This is a genomic window from Nocardiopsis sp. CNR-923 (assembly GCF_001942255.1).
Lineage (GTDB): Bacteria > Actinomycetota > Actinomycetes > Streptosporangiales > Streptosporangiaceae > Nocardiopsis.
This window is the reverse complement of the sequence record NZ_MKKC01000022.1, coordinates 1-20,922: the sequence shown is the minus strand read 5'-3', so window position 1 is coordinate 20,922 and position 20,922 is coordinate 1. Positions and strand designations below refer to the sequence as shown.

Annotated in this window: 17 protein-coding genes, 2 rRNA genes and 4 pseudogenes; 6 read left to right on the top strand and 17 right to left on the bottom strand. The window is 73.5% G+C overall.

Translation table 11 applies throughout. From position 1 onward, the window contains the following. Positions 1–300: 300 nt before the first annotated feature. From BJF83_RS01330 to BJF83_RS01290, 9 genes and pseudogenes are all read right to left on the bottom strand, one after another. Positions 301–1,410, bottom strand: a complete 1,110-nt coding sequence (locus BJF83_RS01330; RefSeq protein ID WP_075924851.1) for a glycosyltransferase family 4 protein — start codon at positions 1,408–1,410, stop codon at positions 301–303. Next, positions 1,407–3,006 (bottom strand): annotated as a pseudogene (gene murJ, locus BJF83_RS01325) (murein biosynthesis integral membrane protein MurJ). Before murJ ends, BJF83_RS01330 begins: the two are co-directional and overlap by 4 nt. A 37-nt stretch (positions 3,007–3,043) precedes the next feature. Then, positions 3,044–3,945: pseudogene (locus BJF83_RS01320) on the bottom strand (hypothetical protein). A 5-nt stretch (positions 3,946–3,950) separates the two neighbouring features. After that, entirely contained in the window at positions 3,951–5,039 is a 1,089-nt protein-coding gene (locus BJF83_RS01315; protein WP_075924850.1) for a copper transporter, read from the bottom strand. Beyond that, positions 5,036–6,241 (bottom strand): putative cytokinetic ring protein SteA, encoded by a 1,206-nt coding sequence (gene steA, locus BJF83_RS01310; protein WP_187347056.1) that lies wholly within the window; start codon positions 6,239–6,241, stop codon positions 5,036–5,038. Before steA ends, BJF83_RS01315 begins: the two co-directional genes overlap by 4 nt. 149 nt (positions 6,242–6,390) lie before the next feature. Next, positions 6,391–8,100 (bottom strand): DNA repair protein RecN, encoded by a 1,710-nt coding sequence (recN, locus tag BJF83_RS01305; RefSeq protein ID WP_075924849.1) that lies wholly within the window; start codon positions 8,098–8,100, stop codon positions 6,391–6,393. Between the two features lie 81 nt (positions 8,101–8,181). Beyond that, a pseudogene (locus BJF83_RS01300) lies at positions 8,182–9,107 on the bottom strand (NAD kinase). 110 nt (positions 9,108–9,217) lie between these two features. After that, positions 9,218–10,017, bottom strand: a pseudogene (locus BJF83_RS01295) (TlyA family RNA methyltransferase). Positions 10,018–10,019: 2 nt separating this feature from the next. Further along, positions 10,020–10,217, bottom strand: coding sequence for a hypothetical protein (locus tag BJF83_RS01290; protein WP_075924848.1), 198 nt, complete (start codon positions 10,215–10,217; stop codon positions 10,020–10,022). A 570-nt stretch (positions 10,218–10,787) separates the two neighbouring features. Here BJF83_RS01290 and BJF83_RS30220 point away from each other — a divergent pair. The 3 genes from BJF83_RS30220 to BJF83_RS01275 all read left to right on the top strand — a co-directional run bounded on the left by BJF83_RS30220 (position 10,788) and on the right by BJF83_RS01275 (position 13,111). Next, entirely contained in the window at positions 10,788–10,955 is a 168-nt protein-coding gene (locus BJF83_RS30220) for a hypothetical protein (RefSeq protein WP_158070318.1), read from the top strand. Positions 10,956–11,192: 237 nt separating this feature from the next. After that, a complete protein-coding gene (locus BJF83_RS01280; RefSeq protein WP_075924922.1) occupies positions 11,193–11,543 on the top strand; it encodes an SCP2 sterol-binding domain-containing protein in 351 nt (116 codons plus the stop codon). A gap of 266 nt (positions 11,544–11,809) precedes the next feature. Beyond that, entirely contained in the window at positions 11,810–13,111 is a 1,302-nt protein-coding gene (locus BJF83_RS01275) for a DUF1015 family protein (protein WP_075924847.1), read from the top strand. Here BJF83_RS01275 and BJF83_RS28220 read toward each other — a convergent pair. Together BJF83_RS28220 and BJF83_RS28215 are read right to left on the bottom strand one after the other, a co-directional pair. After that, on the bottom strand, positions 13,092–13,739 hold the full coding sequence (locus BJF83_RS28220) for a hypothetical protein (protein ID WP_075924846.1): 648 nt from the start codon (positions 13,737–13,739) through the stop codon (positions 13,092–13,094). The two genes, BJF83_RS01275 and BJF83_RS28220, sit on opposite strands and share 20 nt — an antisense overlap. Then, a complete protein-coding gene (locus BJF83_RS28215) occupies positions 13,658–14,590 on the bottom strand; it encodes a serine hydrolase (RefSeq protein WP_262391226.1) in 933 nt (310 codons plus the stop codon). Before BJF83_RS28215 ends, BJF83_RS28220 begins: the two co-directional genes overlap by 82 nt. A 609-nt stretch (positions 14,591–15,199) precedes the next feature. Between BJF83_RS28215 and BJF83_RS01260 the strand changes: the two genes are divergently transcribed. Next, entirely contained in the window at positions 15,200–16,207 is a 1,008-nt protein-coding gene (locus BJF83_RS01260) for an HAD-IIA family hydrolase (protein ID WP_075924844.1), read from the top strand. 98 nt (positions 16,208–16,305) lie between these two features. Here BJF83_RS01260 and BJF83_RS28210 read toward each other — a convergent pair whose 3' ends face one another. Together BJF83_RS28210 and BJF83_RS28205 are read right to left on the bottom strand one after the other, a co-directional pair. Then, positions 16,306–16,476: a hypothetical protein gene (locus BJF83_RS28210; RefSeq protein WP_262391225.1), complete on the bottom strand. Its 171-nt coding sequence runs from the start codon at positions 16,474–16,476 to the stop codon at positions 16,306–16,308. Continuing rightward, a complete protein-coding gene (locus BJF83_RS28205) occupies positions 16,467–16,718 on the bottom strand; it encodes a hypothetical protein (protein ID WP_262391224.1) in 252 nt (83 codons plus the stop codon). The genes BJF83_RS28210 and BJF83_RS28205 overlap by 10 nt, the downstream gene beginning before the upstream one ends. A gap of 239 nt (positions 16,719–16,957) precedes the next feature. On the opposite strand from BJF83_RS28205, the gene BJF83_RS01250 reads away from it, so the two are divergent. Beyond that, positions 16,958–17,932: an MBL fold metallo-hydrolase gene (locus tag BJF83_RS01250; RefSeq protein WP_187347055.1), complete on the top strand. Its 975-nt coding sequence runs from the start codon at positions 16,958–16,960 to the stop codon at positions 17,930–17,932. 18 nt (positions 17,933–17,950) lie between these two features. Further along, on the top strand, positions 17,951–18,850 hold the full coding sequence (locus BJF83_RS01245; RefSeq protein ID WP_075924842.1) for a GNAT family N-acetyltransferase: 900 nt from the start codon (positions 17,951–17,953) through the stop codon (positions 18,848–18,850). Here BJF83_RS01245 and BJF83_RS01240 read toward each other — a convergent pair. From BJF83_RS01240 to BJF83_RS01225, 4 genes are all read right to left on the bottom strand, one after another. Further along, complete coding sequence (locus tag BJF83_RS01240) at positions 18,828–19,214, bottom strand: NUDIX domain-containing protein (RefSeq protein WP_075924841.1); 387 nt, start codon at positions 19,212–19,214, stop codon at positions 18,828–18,830. The two genes, BJF83_RS01245 and BJF83_RS01240, sit on opposite strands and share 23 nt — an antisense overlap. Before the next feature lie 20 nt (positions 19,215–19,234). Continuing rightward, positions 19,235–19,972, bottom strand: a complete 738-nt coding sequence (locus BJF83_RS01235) for a hypothetical protein (RefSeq protein WP_262391223.1) — start codon at positions 19,970–19,972, stop codon at positions 19,235–19,237. A gap of 643 nt (positions 19,973–20,615) precedes the next feature. Further along, positions 20,616–20,731: ribosomal RNA gene (gene rrf, locus BJF83_RS01230) — 5S ribosomal RNA — on the bottom strand. Positions 20,732–20,836: 105 nt separating this feature from the next. Next, positions 20,837–20,922, bottom strand: a 23S ribosomal RNA gene (locus BJF83_RS01225); the annotation flags it as partial.

Below are 20,922 nucleotides of genomic sequence, written 5' to 3'. Positions count from 1 at the left end.
ACGGGAGCACTGCGCGCACGGCTAGCTACCGGAGGTCTCTCCCGCTCGTCCGACACCGGAACGAACCGACGGAACCGGGAACACGACCATGTGCTCCGTGATGACGGCTCCGCCGCGACAGGGATACTCCCCTCACGTGACATACGCGGGTCCCGGTGCGCACCTCAGGACACGAGGGCGAAAGCCGGGCCGCACCAAGCATGTCATCATTCGGGCACCGAGGGAAGTCGTCCCCGGAGTGGTGTTCGCCATGCCGGGGGGTGAGGAGAACACCACCCCGCGGTACGCCCGGTCCGGACATCACCAGGACGGCCCGCGGGCGGCGCTCCACCGGCGGGCCACCGCGGCGTACACACCGTCGGCCGCCGCCACCGCGTCCTCCTCCGTGGGCAGCGCCTCGGCGGCCCGCCGCGCACGCGAGCGCAACTCCTCCGCCAGATCCGGATCGTCCAGCACCCGCCCGACCTCCGCCGCCAGGCCCCTCGGGTCGTCCGGCGCGACCATGCGCACCGTCCCGCCGTACAGGTCGGGGATGCCGCCGACCCGGGTGGCCACGACCGGTAGACCGGCGCGCAGCGCCTCCATGATCACCAGCGACGGTCCCTCCCACCGGCTGGGCAGGCAGAACAGGTCCGCCGCCGCCAACAGGTCCGCCACGTCCGTCCGGTGCCCCAGCATGCGCACGTCCGCCTTGAGTTCGGCCGCCGTGTCGTGCAGCGCACCCCACAACGGTCCGTCCCCCGCGATCGCCACCACCGGCTCGGGACGCCGGTCGGCGATCGAGGGGGCCGCGGCCAACAGCGTGTCCAAGCCCTTCTGCCCGACCAGGCGCCCGATGGTCAGCACGAGCGGACGCTCGGGGCGCACCGCCAGATCGGCCCGCGTCGCCTCACGACCGATGAGCGGCTCCCCCACCGGGGGCGCCGACACCACCGCCATCCGGGCCCGGCGAGCCCCGGCCGCGCGCAGCCGCCGCACCAGGTCGCCCGACACGCCCAACGCCACGTCCGCCCGCCGAGCCACGATCCGCTCCAGCACCGGGTAGGCGGCGGACAGCGGCCCGCCCACCGACGGCGGCGCGTTGTGCGCGGTCACCACCAGCGGCGACACCCCCGCCAGCGCGCACAGCGCCCCGGCCCGCATCCCGTGCGCGTGGACGACGTCCGCGCCGGCGACCAGCGGCCCCAGTCGCAGGACCACCGCCGGGTCGCCCACCGACGGGGCAGCCCCGATCGGCACCGGAGCGAACCGCAGCCCCGCCTCCGTGAACCCGAACGCGCGGTCGGCCGAGGCCGGACCGACCACCACCACCCGATGGCCGCGCTCCCGCAGCCCCTCGGCCAACGACCGCACGTGTCGCCCGACCCCTCCGGTGCTGGTCCCCACGACCAGCGCGATCCTGCGGCTCACCGCTTCGCCCTCCTGCCTTCGAGTACGCTCCGGGCGCGGGAGGCCACCGCCCGCGGCGCGGACGGGTCCACCAACGCCGTCACGAGCACGAACACCGCCAACCCCGCCGCCCCCGCCACCGCCGCGGAGCCCGCCGCCCGCCACGCGTCCGCGGCGGGCAGCACCGCCGCGACGGTGCGGCCGACGGCCCCACCCGGCGACACCCCCCAGCGACGACGCGACCAACGACCGTCCCACCCCCGCCAGCGCGGCGCTCCCGTGCGCGCGCGAGGACCCCGCGCACAGCAGACCCGCGGCGACGGCGAGCCCGACCGTGACCGCCGCGCCCAGCGCCGCGATCGTCCACGGCGGCGGCACCGCCCACACCAGGACGGTCGCGCCCGCCGCCACCACACCCCACCCGGCGACCTGCGCCGCGGCCGCCCGACGGCGTGGTGCGAGGCGTACAGCGCCCTGCCCAGGAGGGCCACCAACCCGAACGCCACCACACCCGGCGCGTAGGCGAGCAGCGCCCGCTCCAACGCCAGCGACTCCTCCTGGGAGAAGACCGCGGCCACCGGAGCCGAGGCCGCCGCCAGCGCGGCGGCCGCACCCGCCGTGGCCACCACCGTGGCCCGGGCCGCACCCGAGACCAGGGCGGCGAAACCCCGGTGGTCCTGCTCGGCGTGCGCCACCGCCAACGCCGTGAACGCACTGGTGGCGATCGGCACGGCGAGCACCCCGTAGCAGGGTGAACAGGGCCCAGGCGTAGGTGTGCAGCACGGCCGCGCCCCCACCACCGCCCCGGTTGGCCAGCGCCACGAACAGCAGCAGGCACACCTGCATGCCCACGAGCGGCAGCAGCGAGGCGGCGGCCAGCGCGCGGACCCGCTCCCCCACACCGGGCGGGAAGGTCAGCCGCGGTCTCGGGCGCAGTCCCAGCCGCCGCATGGGGCCCACAACGGTCAGGAACAGCGCGACCACACCGGCGGTGGTGCCCAGCGAGAGCGTGAGTTCGGCCCCGGCCGGCAGCGCCCCGACGTCCTGACGGTGCCCCGCCCCCCGCGGAACGAACGCGAGGTAGGCGGCGATCACCACGAGACTGGACGCGAGAGGGGCCAGGGCGGGGGCGAGGAAACGGCGGTGCGCCTGGAGGACCCCGTACAGGACCGCCGCCAGCCCGTAGAAGACGATCTGGGGGGCGAACACGACGAGCATGCGCGCGGCGAGGGCGAGCAGATCGGCGCGGTCGCATCCGGCCGCCGGACCCAGCATGACCGCGGTCACGGGCACAGCCCCGACCGCGAGCAGGGCCGACAGGGGAACGGCCACCAGAAGGACCCACGTGAGCAGCGCCGAGACGGTGGCGCGCACCCGGTCGCGGTCGCCGCGCCCGACTGCCGAGGCCAACACCGGCACCACCATCGCGGTCAATGTTCCGCCGATGGCGATCTCGAACAGCACCGCCGGCACCTGGTTCGCGGTGACGTAGGCCGTGCCCAGGCAGGTGTCCCCCACCGTCTGGGAGAACACCACCGTGCGACCGAACCCCGTCAGCCGTGCTCCGACGGTGGCCAACGCGATGACCGCCGCCGCAGTGCCGACGCCGCGCGTCACCCCGCTGCCGAGGACGGCGCGAGGCACCGTGGTCCCCTCACACGCACCTGCCCCACCGGTCGAGGCGACGCAGTGCGGGCACGCGGTCGATGACCTGGGAGAAGCTCATGCGCTCACTGGCCAGGGTCAGCGCCAGCGCCCCGCCGAGCATCGCCAGTCGCACGGACCGGGGCGCACGTGCCGCGGCCGCCACCCCCAGGGCCGCGCCGAGCGCGTTGCGCCCGCGTCACCGAGCATGGAGCGTTCGGCCAGGTCGTCGCGGAGCAGCGCGGCCGACGCGCCCACCACCGGACCGACCAGGGGCGCGGCCGGGGAGGCCAGCGCCGGGGCGGCGGTCAGCAGGGCGAGCTTGGCCGCCCGCCCCGGGCGCAGGTCGAACAGGTTCACCAGGTTGGCGCTCGCCGCGATCAGCGCCCCGTCCAACAGCGTCTGGGCCGCCGACCGGCGTAGCAGGGCAGCCGCGGCCACACCGGTGGCGCCGATGCCGACCATCTTCACCAGACCGGTCGTCACCCTACCGTGCGCGAGCGCGCCCAGATGGCCGCGCAGACCGCGCGCGGCGGGCGACCCGGACAGGTCGTCGTAGGCGCCGAACAGGGCCGCCCCCGCGGCGGCCAAGGCACAGGCGGCGCGCACGCGGGGAGTCAGTCCGGGCGTGAGCAGGCTGGCGGCGCACACCCCTGAGGCCAGGGCGGGCCCCTCCTGCAGGGTGACCGGACGGCCCCGGAAATTGGTCCGCCGCCACGCGCTCGGGGTGTCCGGTGTCGCGCCGGGCTCGGGCTCGACCGCGCCACCGGAGGCGGACGGGGCGCGGCCGTCCGGTCCCGGTCGGGTGAGCAGCCGGTAGGTTGTCCGCGCGGCCACCGCTGCCACGGCCGCGCCGACCAGCCCCTGAAGCAGTGCGCGTCCGGCCCCGGCACGGGGCGCGGCGACACCCACCGGGCTCACTCCTCGCCCCTGGTGGCCCGTCGGACGTCGTGTTCCGTCCCGTCACCGTCCTCGCCGCCACCGGCGTCCCCCTCGTCTCCGTCACCGGCGTACCTCGGGCCCGGAAGAGGATCGGGAACCACGCCCACGACGCCCTCTCCCACCCCGTAGGCGGCTCCGGGCCCGCCCAGGCTCGCGGCCAGCGCGAGAACCGCGATGACGTCGCCCATCGGTCGGCCCACCAGGTCGACGGTGGTGTAGGCGGGTTCCTGGGCCCGGGCACGGGCGACCAGTCCCCCGGGCCCGGCCGAGGAGACCTCACCCGCGAGCACGGTCGGACCGACCTCCGTACGTAGCGCCGACACCAGCGTGGTCAACACGGCGTGGGCCGTCTCGGTGTCCCCCTCCGAGCCGAACGCCGGCGCGACCACGATCACCGCGTCGGCGGCCTCGGCCGGTTCGCCCTGGAGCGCGACCAACCCGCCCTCGGCGAAGGCGGCCAGCACGGCGGCGGCCGCGCGGTCGTCCGCGTGCTCCTCGTCCTTGCGCCCGTCGCCGGTTTCCCTGTCGCCGACCACCGTGTCACCCGTGCGCGCGTCGCCAGCGCTCCTGACATGGGCCAGCGCCCGACCGAGCTCGGCTCCCACCCGCTCGTGCGCGTTCCCCGTGAGGCGGTCGGGGTCGCGCGCGACCTGGAACGCGAGTTCGCCGACGAACGTCGCGTTGTCCCCGTCCACCAACTCCGGAGTGAGGTCCACCCGGCCCACGACCTCGCCGTCGGCCTCCTCCACCCGGTCGGCCAGGGCCGTGACCACGCCGACGTCGGCTCCGGGGGCGGCGACCATGACCACGCCCACTCCGTCGAGCCGACGGTCGAGCACCTCCTCGGACAGGGCGTCGGCGAACGTGTCGGCCCCGGCGCCGACGCGGGCGGCCGCGTCCCGTTCCGTGCGCAGTCGCTCGCTCTGCCCGCGCAGGTCGGCGGTCTCCGACTGGAGGGTGTTGAGCAGGGGGTCCTGGAGCATGGTGGTCCCCAGGACGAGTCCCACCGTCAGCGCCAGGAACACCGCGACGATGGACACCAGGTGGTAGCGGAAGTCGATCACGTGAGCAGCCCTGCCATCCAGTAGGAGAACGCGTCCCAGCGCGCGGCGAGGAAGGTGAGGTAGACCTGGCCGGCCGGGGAGCTGTAGGCGGCGACGACGATGGTGAGGAGGCAGGCGGCGACCAGGGCCAGCAGGGCCCAGGGCGAGATGCGCGAACGGTGGAGGCGGCTGACGCCCTTGGCGTCCACGAGCTTGCCGCCCACGCGCAGACGGGTCAGGAAGGTGCTGGCCATCCCCGAACGCCCCTTGTCGAGGAACTCCTCCAGGGTGGCGTGGGTGCCGACCGCCACGATGAGCGCGGCGCCCGCCCCGTCGGCGAGCATCATCGCGACGTCCTCGCTGGTGCCGGTGGCGGGGAAGACCACCGCGGTGTAACCGAGGTCGGTGAGGCGGGACAGGCCCGGCGCCCGGCCGTCGCGGTAGGCGTGCACGACCAGTTCCGCGCCGCTGCTCAGCGCCTGGTCGGAGACCGAGTCGAAGTCGCCGACGATGATGTCGGGCCGGTACCCGGCCTCCATGACCGCGTCGGCTCCCCCGTCGACCGCGATGATCACCGGTCGGAACTCGCGGATGTAGGGGCGCAGGGCCGCGATGTCCTCGCGGTAGTGGTAGCCGCGGACGACGATGAGGGCGTGGCGGCCGTCGACGTCGGTGGCGATGGCGGGGATGCCGACGCCGTCCAACAGGAGTTCGCGCTCGTGCTGGAGGTAGGCCATGGTGTTGGCCGCGAACGCCTCCAACTGGGTGGCGAGCCCGGCGCGCGCGTCGGCCATCGCCGCCTCGACGGTTCCGGCGTCCTGCGGGACGCCGCGCGCGACCACCTCCTCGCCCCGGTAGAGGGCGGCGCCCTCCAGACGCAGTCGTTCGCCCTCGCGGATCCGGGTGAACACCTCGGGGTCGACGTCGTCCACCAGGGGGATCCCAGCCGCGACGATCATCTCCGGACCCTGGTTGGGGTAGCGGCCGCTGATGCTGGGCGCGACGTTGAGCACCGCCGAGACACCGCACCCGACGAGCGCCTCGGCGCTGACCCGGTCGAGGTCGACGTGGTCGATGACGGCGATGTCGCCGGGGTGGAGCCGTTTGGTCAGGTTCTTGGTGCGACGGTCAGAACGGACGGGCGCGACCAGCCCGCTGGGCGCGTCCCCCCGGGAGCGGCGCAACCGCAGGACTGTGGCACTGAGCGCATCCGATACCTTCATCGCTCGCATACTGTCAGAACTCACTTACTCGGAGTCATAACAGCTGTTCGATCGGCGTGTTCTCCCCGTCATAACGCCACCAGCGCCCGCCGCACAACGCCAAGGGCCCCAGCGACGGAAAGCGTCCGCCGACCGGGGTCGCGGCCGCCTCAGGCCGCCGGGTAGGCGCGCTCCCGATCGGCGTTGGTCAACAGTTCCTCCGCGTGCGCCCGACCCAGCTCGGAGTCCTCCAACCCGGCGAGCATGCGCGACAGCTCACGCACACGCCCCACCCGGTCCAGACACACCACGCCGCTCTCGGTGACCAACCCGTCCGTGGACTTCTCCACCACCAGGTGGGCGTCGGCGAACGCCGCCACCTGCGGCAGGTGCGTGACCACGATGACCTGTGCACTCCGCGCCAGGCGGGCCAGACGGCGGCCGATCTCCACCGCGGCCTTGCCGCCCACACCCGCGTCGACCTCGTCGAAGACGAACGTCGGCACCGGATCGGCGCCGGCGAAGACCACCTCGATCGCCAGCATCACACGCGAGAGCTCACCCCCGGAGGCGCCCTTGTGCAGCGGCAGCGGCGGCGAACTCGGATGCGGGGCCAACAGGAGCTCCACGTCGTCGCGCCCGTGCGGGCCGAACTCCGCACCCGTCTGGATCCGCACGCTCACCCGCGCGTGCGGCATGGCCAGCGCGGTCAGCTCCTCGGTGACGGCCGCGCCGAACCGTTCGGCGGCCCGTCCACGGATCCGGGTCAGCTCCGTGGCCGACTCCTCCAACCGGCCGTGCAGCTCGTCGCGCTCGGCACTCAGGGCATCGATCCGTTCGTCGTCGCCGTCCAGCTCGCCGAGCCGCTTGGCCGCGTCCTCCGCCCAGGCCAGCACGTCGTCGGCGGTCTCACCGTACTTGCGGGAGAGCTGGGTGAGCAGCGCGCGCCGCTCCTGCACCGCCGCCAACCGGGCCGGGTCCGCGTCCACGGACTCGCCGTAGGACGCCAGCTCCGTCGCCGCGTCCGTGATGATGTAGGACGCCTCGTCCAGGCGGTCGCCGATCGTGCCCAGACGGGCGTCGTGCTCACGCACCGACGTCACCGCCTGCCGCGCCGCCGAGAGCAACCCCACCACGTCGACCTCCACGTCGGAAGCCGGATCCCCCGCCAGGGCCTCGTGCGCCGTCGTGGCCGCCACCCGCAGACTGTCGGCGTGCGCCAACCGGCTCTCCTCCGCGAGCAGCTCGGCGTCCTCGCCGGGCTGCGGCTGCGCGGCCTCGATCTCCTCCACGCCGAACCGCAGAAGATCGGCCTCCTGGGCCCGCTCACGGGCCCGCCTGACGATCTCCTCCAGTTCCACCGACAGCTCGCGATGGCGACGGTAGGCCGCCGCGTACCGCTTGAGCTCCCGCGCCAGCTCCGGCCCGGCGAACCGGTCCAGGGACGAGCGCTGGCGCTCGGCGCGCAACAGGCGCTGCTGGTCGGACTGGCCGTGCACCGCGACCAGGTCGTCGGCCAGGTAGGCGAGCAGGCTCACCGGGGCCGAACGGCCGCCCAACGTCGCGCGGGAGCGCCCCTCCGCAGACACCGCTCGGGTGAGGATGAGCACGTCGTCGTCGATGTCACCGCCGGCCTCCAGGACCCGGGTGGCGACCCGACCGTCCCCGGGGACCGTCAAGCGGCCCTCGACGACCGCCCGGGGAGCCCCGGGGCGCACCCGCTGAGGATCGGCCCGACCACCGAAGAGCAGCCCGAGCCCGGTGACGACCATGGTCTTTCCCGCACCGGTCTCGCCCGTCACGACGGTGAGTCCCGGTGACAACTCCAGAACGGCGTCCTCAATGACCCCGAGTCCCTGGATGCGGACTTCCTCGAGCACCGAACCCTCTCCTGATAGTTGACGCCTGTGCCTAGCGCGCGTCGCACGCGCGTGCGCGGCGCGCCAGGAACCCCGTCCTGGTCAGCGGCCGCGCTCGACCCGCCCGCGCCAGCCCGCGACCGGCAGCCCGAACTTGGCCACCAGCCGGTCGGTGAACGGCGCCCGGTGCAACCGGGCCAGCCGAACCGGCGTGTCCGCACGAGTGATCTCGATACGCGCCCCGGCGGGCAATTCGACCATACGCCGTCCATCACACCAGAGCACGCCCGGTGCCGTGTCAGGGAGCACCTCCAACGCCACGGTGGCGCCGGGCCCCACCACCAGCGGGCGGGCGAACAGGGCGTGCGCGCTCAGCGGCACGACGAGCATCGCCTCGACGTCCGGCCACACCACCGGCCCACCCGCGGAGAACGCGTGCGCGGTGGACCCGGTGGGGGTCGCGACCACCACGCCGTCACAGGTCCAGCGGGACAGCGGGCGGCCGTCGATCTCCAGGACCGCCTCCAGGATGCGGCGGGCCTCGCCCTTTTCCAGGGTGGCCTCGTTCAGCGCCCAGGTCCGGACCGGGGGCGCATCGTCACCGCGGCCGCCGTTGAGGACCGCGACGTCGAGGGTCATCCGCTCCTCGACGTCGTAGTCGCGCCGGACCACACTGCGCACCGTCGCGCCCAGGTCCTCGCGTTCGGCCTCCGCCAGGAAGCGACGTGGCCCAGGTTCACACCGAGCAGGGGCGCACCGGCCGGGCGCGCGATCTCCGCGGCCCGCAGCAGCGTGCCGTCGCCGCCGAGCACCATGACCAGTTCGACGCCCTCGGCCGCATCCGCGGTCCCGACGGCCTCCACCGGGCCCAGGGCGCAGCCCTCGGCCACCAGCTCCTCGACCTCACCCTTGAGCATGCGCACGGTCAGCCCTGCCCTGGTGAGGCTCTGATGGACCAGATGGGCACTGCGCACCGCCGCGGGCCGACCGGTGTGCGCCAGCAGCAGGACACTGCGTCCACTGGTCATCGCCGTCCCCTTACGTTGGCTCCCCGGCGGGGAGTCGGATGCGGGCCGGGAGCGTTCGCTGACCCGGCCGGGTCACGTTACCGGACACCGAGGACACGGTGCCACGCCATTCAGCGGGGCCCCTCCTCGATCGCCCGAGCCAACCGCTCGGGGTCCAACGGCGGCGCGCCCGTACGCATCCACAGGAAGTACTCGACGTTTCCGGAGGGCCCGGGCAACGGGCTGGCGGTGACGTCGACGGTGCCCAGTCCCAGGCCGAACGCGTGCTCGGCGACGTGGGTGACCGCTTCGGCGCGCAACTCGGGCTCGCGGACCACGCCACCGGCGCCGACACGGTCCTTGCCGACCTCGAACTGGGGTTTGACCATGAGCACGAAGTCGGCTTCCGGAGCGGCGCAGTCGCGCAGCGGCTCCAGGACCAGGGTCAGGGAGATGAACGACAGGTCGCCCACGACCAGGTCGGGACGCGGCTCACCGATCCGTTCGGCGGTGAGCTCGCGGACGTTCACCCGCTCCATGACGCGAACGCGCTCGTTGCTGCGCAGGGACCAGGCGAGCTGGCCGTATCCGACGTCGACCGCGGTGACGTGCGCGCCTCACGGCGCAACAGCACGTCGGTGAACCCCCCGGTGGAGGCGCCCGCGTCCAGGGCACGACGGCCGGAGACGTCCAGATCGAACGAGTCCAGGGCACCGATGAGCTTGTGGGCGCCCCGGGAGACGTAGGGCGGTTCCTCCGACGGGGTGCGCACGACGATGGGCTGGTCGGTGCCGACCTGGGTGGCGGCCTTGGAGGCCACCATCCCGGCGACCCGGACGTACCCGCCCTCGATGATCTCGGCGGCGTGGCCGCGGGAGCGTGCGTGGCCGCGGCGGACGAGTTCCGCGTCGAGGCGACTGCGTTTTGCCATGGTTACCTAGGATACCGGGGGTCGTCGGGGGTGTCGGCGCCCTGGTCGAGCGCGCCGAGCACGGCGGACAGCTCCTGTTGCAGATCGTCGAGGATCCCGACGTGCTCGGCGGTGGGCAGGGCGTCCAACTCCGCCAGTCGCTCCCGCGTGCTGACGAGGGTCCGTTCGGCCAGTGCGGCGGCCCGCTCCGTCGAGTCCATGACTCTCCCGTGCTCGTCGACTCTCCCGTGCCTGCGCGAAGACTACTTCTTCGCGGCGCCCCTGGCCTTGGTCGTGCGCTTGCCCGTGGACCGCGAGCGGGTGGACTTGGCAGCGGCGGGCTTGGCCGCGCCCTTGGCCGTGGACCGGCCCCTGACGCGGGCGGCCGCCGACTCATCGGCCCGGGTCTCGGCGTCGCCGACCGGCTCCGAGCCGCGGTCGGAGGCCTCCGACGCGACGTCCGGCGCGGCGGTGTCCGTGTCCGGCTCCGCGGCGCCGCTGTCCGAGCGCTCCCGTGCGCGCTCATCAGCCGTGTCGGCGCCGGCGATCGCGTCGGCGGGCTCACCGGCCGGGTCCGCGGCGGGCGCGCTCCTGGCAGGCTCCGGCTCGGCCGCGTCGGCGTCCGCGGCCCGCGCTGGCCGCGTGCGGCCAGGCGGCGTTCGAGTTCGGCGACACGGCGCACGAGACGGTCGTGCTCACCGCGCGGGACGACGTCCATCCGCTCCAACTGGCGCTCGACCTCGGACCGCACCAGGGTGGCGATCGCGGCACGATTGGCCTGACTGGTCTCGATGAGCTCTCCGGCCAGGGCCTGGATGTTCTGGCCGACCCTCGGCGGCAACGCCTCGTCGCGGGGCTGCTCGGACGCGGCCGGGCCGTTCGCCCTCAGCAGTGTCTTGGCCGCGGCGACGGCCTCCCTGCGCGACAGTTCGGTGAGGCCACTGGCGGCATGGAGATAGGTGCGTACCGCGTCGACGACCATGTTTCACGTGCTCCTTGATGGGACCGCGGGAGGAAGGGCTGAGCGGGGGACGGGGATCGCACGAGGCGGGGGAGCCGCTGCGCGACGGGGGAGATACGGGACCAACGCTACCGGGGCACGGGCGCCGATGGCACGGGAACTCGGGAGGTGGCACCGATCGTCGCGCTCAGAACGCGAAGATCCCGCCCCGCGCCGGATAGGGCATGATATGGGGATGAGCAGCATCGAGGCGTGCCTGGCCGGCATCAGCAGGGTGAACGAGCGCATCCTCGCCCAACCCGAGTCCGAACGCCGCAAGCACATCCGCGAGCGCTCCGTGAGCGTCGTGGTCCCGGACCTGGCCACCGTCTTCGACATGCGGCTGACCCCGGGCGGGCTCGTGGACGTCACCCACCGCCCCGCGGACCGGGCCGCTCCCTCCCCGCAGGTGCGGGTGACCGTGGACAGCGCCGACCTCGTGGAGCTGGCCGAGGACCGGATGGACTACGCGCGGGCCCTGCTCACCCGCCGGGTGAGGGTGGACGCCAGCGTGGGCGACCTGCTCCGGATGCGCCGCCTGATCTGACCGTTCCCCTCCCCACCGCCGCCGGCAGCCTCGCGAGTTCGGCTCGGCCGCGCGAAAGGCCCTGGCGGCCCCGGAGCGGCCCGGAAGCCGCGCCCAGGCGCAGTCGGTGCCCGCACCCGGGAGCGGGGCGCGGCGGCCACACCGCCGTGAGCGCGGTGATCGCACACGACGCCACGGCGGCCGAGTCCCGGTGCGCGCGGGTGGGGCCGGCCAGAGGGGCACTCCGGGCACGCGTCGCACCCGGGGGCCGCGGGTACCTTTCTGGGATGCCACGCCAACCTCTCGCACTGGCTCCCTTCCGCGGTCTGCGGTACACGGCTCTGGACGTCGGGAAGATCCTCGACTCGCCCGAGCACGACTTCGCCCGCCTGCTCGCCCCGCCCTACGACATACCGGGACCCGAGGAGGCCCGGGCGCTGCTGCGATCCGACCCGCACAACGCGACGCACATCACCCGCCCCTACCAGCTCAACATCACCATGCCGGGCGACCGCCCGGGAACACCGGCACGGTCCGTCTACGAGAGCGCCGCCGCGCATCTGCGCGCCTGGATCGGCGACGGCGTCCTGGCCCTGGACCCCGACCCCGCCCTGTACGTCTACGAACAGGTGACCGCGGCGGGAACCCGGCAGCGGGGCGTCATCGGCGCGCTGGAGCTGCCCTCCGCCTCGACGTCGGGACCGGTGCGTCCGCACGAGGAGGTGGGCCGCGCGCCGGTCCTGGACCGGGTCCGGCTGATGGCGCGGACCCACGCCAACCTGGAACCGATCTTCCTGCTGTACCCGGGCGCGGACGGCGCCACGACCCGGATCACCGAGGCCGCCGAGGAACGCGGCAGGCTCCTGGTCGACACCCGCACCGCCGACGGGACCCGCCACCGGCTCTGGTCGCTGACCGACCCTTCGATTCACGCGCAGATCGCATCCGACCTGGCGCGGCGCAGCGCGCTGATCGCGGACGGGCACCACCGGTACGCCGCCTACCAGCGCATGCACGAGCACAGTGACGAGCCGGGGTGGTCGCACGGGCTCGCCTACCTGGTGGACAGCGACGCCCATCCGCCGACGCTGGGCGCCATCCACCGCGTCGTCCCGGGGCTGACCACGAGGGAGGCGGCCGAGGCCGTGCGCTCGGTCGCCCGTGTCGAACGGGTACCGGGCGGCTCCCTCGCCGACGCCGAAATGGCCCTGTGGAAGGCCGAGCATCCCGCGCTCCTGCTGGCCGGGCCCGAAGGCGACCACCACCTGGTGCACGACGTCGACCAGGCCCGCCTGGCCGAGGCCGCCGCCACCCACTCCGAGGCCTATCGCGAACTGCCGACCGCCGCGCTGCACCACGTTCTCCTCCCCCTGTGGAACCGGTCGGACCGCGACGTGCGCATGGTGCACGACGAGGCCGCAGAGGCGGTCGAGGTCGCCCGTCGGGAAGGCGGTACCGCCGTCATCGTGCCCCCGCTCCGGGTGGAACAGGTGTACGCCGTCGCCGAGCGCGGGGATCTGACCCCCCGTAAGTCCACGTCGTTCGGGCCCAAACCGCGCACCGGTCTCGTCATGCGCGTCCTCCCCTGACGGCGGGTCCGTCCGGTGACCGGCGACCGGACGGGCGCGTCCCCACGGCCGGTCCAGGCGTGGCCGCCCGGGGAGCCGCGGGTCTCCCCGGCCGCGCTCCGGCCCGTGGCCCGCCCGGTGACGGGCGAACCGACCGCACGGCGCGGACCGCGTAGACCACGGTGACCGCGAGCGCGGCGACCACCAGCAGGGTCGCGCCGGTGGGGACGACGTAGAAGGTCTGCTCCCATGTGAGGCGGCGGTTGCCGCTGAGCAGGCCCAGGAGCCGGTTCGGAAACCCGGCGGCGAGGATCACGACGAGGCCGGGCAACAGACGCACGACAGTCCGCCACCAGGGGCGCCGACGGGCGGCCTCGACCCACGCCCCGGCCCGCCGCACACCCCGGAAGGCGAGGTACCCGGCCAGTCCCATGAGAGTGACCAGGACCAGATCGACCGCCAGCAGCACCGCACTCATCGGAGCGCTCGGCTCCGAGCCCTCGGCGAGCGCGACCAGCCCCGACAGCAGCGCGTAGGCGTCGGAAACGCCCAGCCCGGTGTTGGCCATCACCGCGATCCCGTGCCCGCTCTCGGGCAGCAGCGCCTGGTGGGCCGTGTAGGTGAACTGGATGCCGCCGTGCGCGACCATCGGCGCGCCCGACGGTGTTTCCCGGGTGTTCCAGCCCAGAGCCGCGCTCTCGCCCAACCCGTCCTGGTCGAGCGGCGTGTGCGTGGTGTCGATGCCCTCCTCCGACAGGCGCGTGCGCCGTTGGCGCCCGCCCCGCCGTTGTTCTGCGCGATGAGCCATCGGGCCATGTCGGCGGCGGTGGTGACCATGCCGCTCGAACCGTTGAGGTAGCTCTCCGGCTCCACGATGGGGACCGCCCGCCCCAGCGCGACGATGTGTCCCCGTGCCACACCCGCCGCGAAGACCCGCTCGGCGCTGTCGACGGTGACCGTGCCGTCCATGCCCAGGGGCGTGAATGTGCGCTCGTCCAGGAACTCCGCGAACGGGCGACCGCTGACCACCTCCACCAGACGCGCCGCCACCTGGTAGTTCGGATTGTGATAGTGCTCCTCGGCGCCCGGGGCCGCGGCCAGCCCGGCATCGGCCGAACGCGCGACCGCGCCTGCCAGGTCGGCGGAGACCGGCGCGGCCTTCTCATCGAACGTGGAGTCGGCCATCCCGGAGGTGTGGGTCAACAGCTGGCGGACCGTGATGTCGTCCGAGCGGGGGTCGGCCGTGGTGAACTCCGGCAGGTGCTCCACCACCGGGTCGTCGAGCGCGACCTCGCCGTCCTCGACGAGCTGCATCACCGCCAGCGCGGTGAAGGACTTGCTGACCGAAGCCACACCCATGGGGGTGTCGGCGGTCATCGGCTCGCCCCGGGAGTCGGTGCCGTACCCCGCCGTGCGCACCACCTCGGTCCCCCGGGTGACGGCGACGGCGGCCCCGGGCAGGGGCGCGGAGGCCAGGTAGCCGTGAACGTAGGTGTCCACCGCCTCGGAAGTCAGCGGCCCCGAGACCGGGCGCCCGGCGTCGGCTGAGGCGGGAACGGCGCTGAGGAGTACGAGGCCGACGCAGAGGAGACTCGGTGACATGGCCCTTGTTGGAAACATGGTCCCCATCGTGTCCCGCCGAACCCGACGCGCGCGAGGATGCCGACCACACGAACACCCTGCGGCCGACCGCACCCCGGGACGTGCCGGCGGCCCCACCCGCGACCTGGCCGGGGCCGTCCCCGCCGTGCGGGCGAACCCGTACGTCCTCAGGCACGTTCGGACCGCCGTCCGAACCGGCCCGCCGCCGTGCGGCCCCCGTGCGGTTCCAGCCGCCCTGGAGGAGCACACAGCGGAGCTGGGGCGTGGTTCCCCCGGCGGCGGGCCGCGGCGTCGGCCGCGCTGGGACACGCGCGAACGGCGACGGGCCACGCGGGGAAGGCGCCCACATGCCCGCGATCCCCGACACGGCGGACGGGCTCCGCCAGTGATCGGCCCGCCCGGGCCATGGATGCGACCGAGGGCACACCCGAGGTGGGAAGTCGCACCCGCCACCGCGGCCATAGCCTGGACGCGTCCCCTCCCGCCGCCCGGAACGGATGTCCCGCCATGTCCCTGCTCGCCGCCGACCGCCCGCTCTCGGAGCTGCACGACGCGATGCTCCTCGACCTCGACGGCGTGGTCTACATCGGCCCACGAGCGGTGCCGAGCGCAGCGGAGGCGGTGGGCAAGGCCCGCGCGGCGGGCGCGCGGGTGGCGTTCGTGACCAACAACGCCGGGCGCACGCCCGCCCGCATCGCCGAGCACCTGGCCGAACTCGGGGTGGCCGCCGCTCCCGAGGACGTGGTGACCTCGGCCGAAGCCGCCGCGCGTGTGGTGTGTGACCGGTTTCCGGCGGGCTCGGACGTCCTCGTGGTGGGAGACACCGGGCTGCGCCAGGCGGTACGGCGCATGGGGTTGCGACCGGTGACCGTGGCGACGGAGTCGGTGGTGGCCGTGGTGCAGGGGTACTCGCGCACCATGAGCCGCGACCTGATCGAACAGGGTGCCCTCGCGGTCGCCCGGGGCGCGTTGTACGTGGCGAGCAACGCCGACGCCACCGCCCCCAACGAGTGGGGGATCACTCCGGCCAACGGGGCGTTCGTGCGGGTGATCGTTCACGCGACCGGAGTCGAGCCGATTGTGGCGGGCAAGCCCATGCGTCCTCTGCACGAGGAGGGGATCCTGCGCACCGGCGCCGAGAGACCGCTGATCGTCGGCGATCGACTGGACACCGATATCGAGGGCGCCAGCGCCCACGGGGCCGCCGGGATGCTCGTACTGTCGGGGGTCGCCACGCCGCTCGACGCGTTGTGCGCACCAGCGCACCAACGCCCGAACTACCTTGCCTGGGACGTGTCGGGCATCAACACGGCGCACCCGGCCGTGCTCAGGCAGGGGACACGGTCCCGTTGCGAGGGGTGGACGGCCACGACCGAGGACGGCGTCTTCGGTCTGGATGGGGACGGCGACCGGCTGGACGGCCTGCGGGCGCTGTGCGCGGCGGCGTGGTCGGACCCCACGGCGGACCCGACCGGCCCGTCCGCACGCCGGGCGCTGGCCCGCCTGGGCTGGTGACCCGTTGACTCCCTCCCGAGCCTGAGGGATCCGGGACTCCGACCGTCCCGGGCGGGGCGGCCGCGCCGCGCGCCCGGCGGCGCCAGCCTGTTCCCACCTCACCGCTCCTGCCCCTTCCGCTCCGCCGTGCTCGGTCCCACCGGCCCCGCGGCGCCCGCCTCGTCCCGCTCCCCCACCCGCTCCGCCGTGCGCACCTCCACCTCGTAGACGGTGCGCACCCCGCCACCGACCCGCCAGGTGCGCCGGCGCAGCGCCCCGGTCATCTCCACGACCTCCCCCAGCCGCCACTCCCGGACCCGGTCCTGGACCCCGGGATCGAGCTGACGCAGGTGATGGCGTCGCAGCGGTGGCCTCGGAACCGGGAGTCGGCGGCGCGGGCCACACACACGCGCCAGGTCGCGAGCCGGTCCCCGCTGGGCAGCTCCCGGACGGCGGGTTCGGCGGTGATGCGCCCCGCCACGACAATCTCGTTACGGTGCCCCGCCCGTGCGGGTGTGGTCTGCCGCCGCATGTTCCGTCCCTTTCGAAGTGCGCTGAATCCAGGCTCGCGGACGCGGCGGCCACGGGGAAGGACCACTGCGAGCCTGTGGACAACCGCCCCCTGCTCACACCGGTCGGGATCCACCTGCCCTAGAGTCGGGGTCTGAGCCCAGCGACCGGGCACGCGCCGCCACGGCCGCGGCCGCTTCGGCCGGTCCGCGGTCACCGTGAGGCGGCGCGGCACCGCCCAGGAACGAACCAGGAGTGCGTGTGGACGTGAGCGGCCTGCCGGAGGGGATCACCCACCTGGGTGACGACGTCTTCGCCATCGACACGATGCTCGCCGGGTACCCGGGCGTGGTCTCGGCCTACCTGATCCGTTCCGAACGCCCCTGCGTCGTCGAGGTCGGCACCGCCGGGTCCGCCCCCGTGCTGCACAGCGCCATCTCCCACCTGGGGCTGGCCGCCGAGGACCTGGCGACGATCGTCGTCACGCACATCCACCTGGACCACGCGGGCGGGACAGGGGACGTGGCCGCCCTGTTCCCCGACGCGGAGATCGTCGTCCACGAACGCGGCGCCCGGCACCTGGCCGATCCCACTCGGCTGATGAACAGCGCCGCGATGGTGTGGGGCGACCGGCTGGAGACCCTGTTCGGGCACATGCGCCCGACCGAGGCCGAGCGGATCCGCGCCGTCGCCGAGACCGGAGAGATTGACCTGGGCGGCGGCCGACGCCTGGTGTCGCACTACGCCCCCGGACACGCCAAGCACCACATGGGTCTGGTCGACACCGCCACGGGCGATCTCTACGTCGGCGACGCCCTGGGGGTGTACAACCCCCTCACCGGCGACGTCCGACCCGCGACCCCGCCGCCGGACTTCGACCTGGAAGCGTGCCTGCGCACCCTGCGGCTGTTCGGCGACATCGAACCGCGCCGCCTGATGTTCTCGCACTTCGGCGCGGTGGAGACGGTGGCGGAGACGGTCGGGCGCGCCGAGGCCGAACTGCGGCTGTGGGTGGAGACCGTGCGCGAGTCCCACGGCACCGTCGGCGACCTGGACCACGCGATCGCCATGGTGCGGGACAAGGTGATGGCGCGGTACGCGCCCATGCCCGAGCGCGCGGCCGGGGTCCTGGACACGCTCGCGGGCGCGGAGACCAACGTGTCCGGCATCGTGCACTGGCTGGAGCGGCTGCGGGCGGAGCAGGCCGCGAAAAAGGACGTGACGCCCGAGGGGTGAGCCCGTAGGGTCGCCGCCATGACGATCCGTGCCCTCACCGCAGCCGACATTCCCGAGACCCAGCGCCTTCTGAGCGAGGCCTTTCCCGTCCTGGTCGTGTCCGAGGAGGCGATTCGCTGGCGCCACGACCACGGCACCCCCCGCGCGGACGACCTGACGCTGGTGCGCGTCCGGGACGGCCGGATCACCGGGCACGTCCGCTCGGTGCTCCGCGAGGGGGTCGGGACCACCTTCCTCCTCGTCAGCGACGACGGTCCGGGCACGGACCTGTGGGAGGCCTCGGAACGGAGCCTGGTCGAACGGGGCGCCGAGAGGCTGCGGGTGACGGCGGCGGAGGAGTCCGTGCAGCGTGAAGGACCGGCGCTCCTGGACGCCCTGCGGGGGAGCGAGGTGGTCGAGAGCCACCGGATCCTGGGGCTGGATCTGCGCGATCTGCCGGAGCTTCCGGCTGCGCCCACCGGTGCGGAACCGCGGACCTGGCGCGAGTTCGATCCCCTCTCGCTCTTCGAGATCGATCGGGCGGTCCACGAGGACGAACCAGGGGAATCGGTCGCCTTCGCTCCCTTCGAGGAGTGGTACGCGGAAGTCTGGGGGAATCCGCTGCACGACCTGGACCTGAGTCTGGTGCTGCTGCTCGACGGGAGGCCGGCGGCCATCACCCGCTACCTGTCGGACCGCCTGGGGCGGATGGAGTCGGGGATGACGGGCACCCTCCGCGAGTTCCGCGGCCGGGGGCTGGCGGGCTACGCCAAGAGCGTCGCGCTGCACCGCGCGCGGGAGCGGGGCTTCACCCACGCCTACACCGGTAACCACGAGGACAACGCGCCCATGCTGGCGATCAACGCCCGGCTGGGCTACCGAACCGTGGGCACGGAGCACACGTTCGTCAGGCAGGTCAGGGAAGTTCGAGTTCAGTGAGCAGATGGGCGTACAGACCGTCGGACCACGACAGGTCCTCGGGCAGTGTGTCGAACTCGCCGACCTCGACGGTCTCGAAGTCCCCGCTCAACGGCGCGAGGTCGACCACTCGTGCGCTGGTGACGACGGTGACGTGGCCGCTGGCCAACACGTAGTACCCGTGAACGGACACGTCGCCCAGAGCGGCGCCCGCCTCCTCCCGTGCCTCGCGCGCCGCGGTGTCGCGGACCGCCTCACCGGGTTCGGCGTGTCCGCCGGGAAACTCCCACGCACGGTCACGGTGGCGCACCATCAGCAGGCGGTCTCCGCGCAGCGTCAGGCACACCACCGAGTCGTGGGACTCGGGCAGCACCCCCAGGTGCACCCGAGCCCCACCGAGCGGCCTCAGTCCCGCTCCTCGTCATCGGCCTCCTCGACGTCCGTCCAGACGATGCCGTCGTGGTCGACGTCCACGAGTTCCACACCCTCCAGAGCGGCGAGACGCTCGTCGGCGTCGGTCACGCCCTCGCGGTCCACGGCGGACGCCCGCGCGAAGTACTCGCGCGCGTCGTCCTCCTTGCCGAGTTCCTCCAGGACGTCGGCGTAGGCGTAGAAGAGCCGGGCGATCCATGGCCGGGCCCGGCGTTCCTTGAGCTCGGGGACCTGGAGCTCGGCCAGGGCACCCTGCACGTCCCCCATGTCCCGGCGGGCACCGGAGGCGACGATGCGCAGCTCGACGCGATCGGCCGCGTCGAGATCCTTCGCGGCAGGATCGTTGCCGATCTCCAGTGCGCGCTCGGGGCGGCCCAGGCCGCGCTCGCAGTCGGCCATGATCGCCAGGAAGTTGTCCCGACCGCTCATTCGACGGGCGGCGCGCAGGTCGGCGAGGGCCTCCTGCCACCTGCCCACGGTGTAGGCGGCCACACCCGACGCCTCACGGACACCGGGCACCCTCGCCGCCTTGCGGCGGGCGAAGGCGGCGTGCCCGTAGGCCCGCTCGGGGTCCTCATCGAGGAGGAGACCGGCGGCGACGATGTGCTTGCCGATGAGTTCGGCGAGGGACTTCGGCAGCGAACTCAGGTCGCGGCGGGTCTCCGCGTCCAGCTGGTCGTAGGTGGCCTCCACGGGGAGCGGGGGCGCCACGTCCGCGGGGTCGCGGTCCCGATCGCGGGGCCGGTCGTCCCGTCGCCTCTGGTCACGGCCGCCGCGGCGGTCGTCGCGCCCCCGGTACCCGCCGCGGTCGTCGCGGCGCTCGCCCCGGAAACCACCACGACGATCATCACGCCGGTTCCCGCCGCCGCTGCCCCTCGCGTCCCTGGAACCACCGTAGCCGGACCGGGAGCCATCGCCGCGTCCCCGACCATCGGGCCTCCCGGAGCGGCTGCCGCTACGGTCGTTGGCTCCGGATTCCTCGCGGTCTCCCGATCGGCTGTCCTCAGTCATCAACCCGTCCGTCAACATTCAAAAGCGCTGCCACCTTGATCAGGAGCAGCGCGTCATAGTAATTGTCCCACCAGTTACGACATGGAACGGCTCTCCACCGCCAACCGGGTGGTGGTGACTCTCCCTGCCCGAGCACCGAGCGTATCCGAAACGGGCCCGACGTCCGTCCGTCATGACGACCGACCCGTCGCGTCTCCATCATGGCAGGTCACGGCCGTCGACGGCGGATCTGTCAGCCCGATCGAGCTGAGCATTGCAGCCCACGATTCACCTTCACAATCGCACAAGCGTGCGCACGAGAAAAGGGGCCGCCCCCAAGGACGACCCCCTCCCCAACAAAAAACCGTGGCAGCGACCTACTCTCCCACCCCACCACAGGGCAGTACCATCAGCGCAAAGGAACTTAACGACCGGGTTCGGAATGTAACCGAGTGTAACCCCCCCGCCATAACCACCACGGAAACCACACCACCACCACAACCCCCCACCCCCACAACGAAGGCAAAGAAGCCACAGCAGCAAAAACCGTGTGAACAAGTATGCGCGAACATCCAATAATCTGCAGCGGACAAGCCCTCGACCTATTAGTACCGGTCAGCTCCACCCCTCACAAGGCTTCCACACCCGGCCTATCAACCCCATCGTCTATA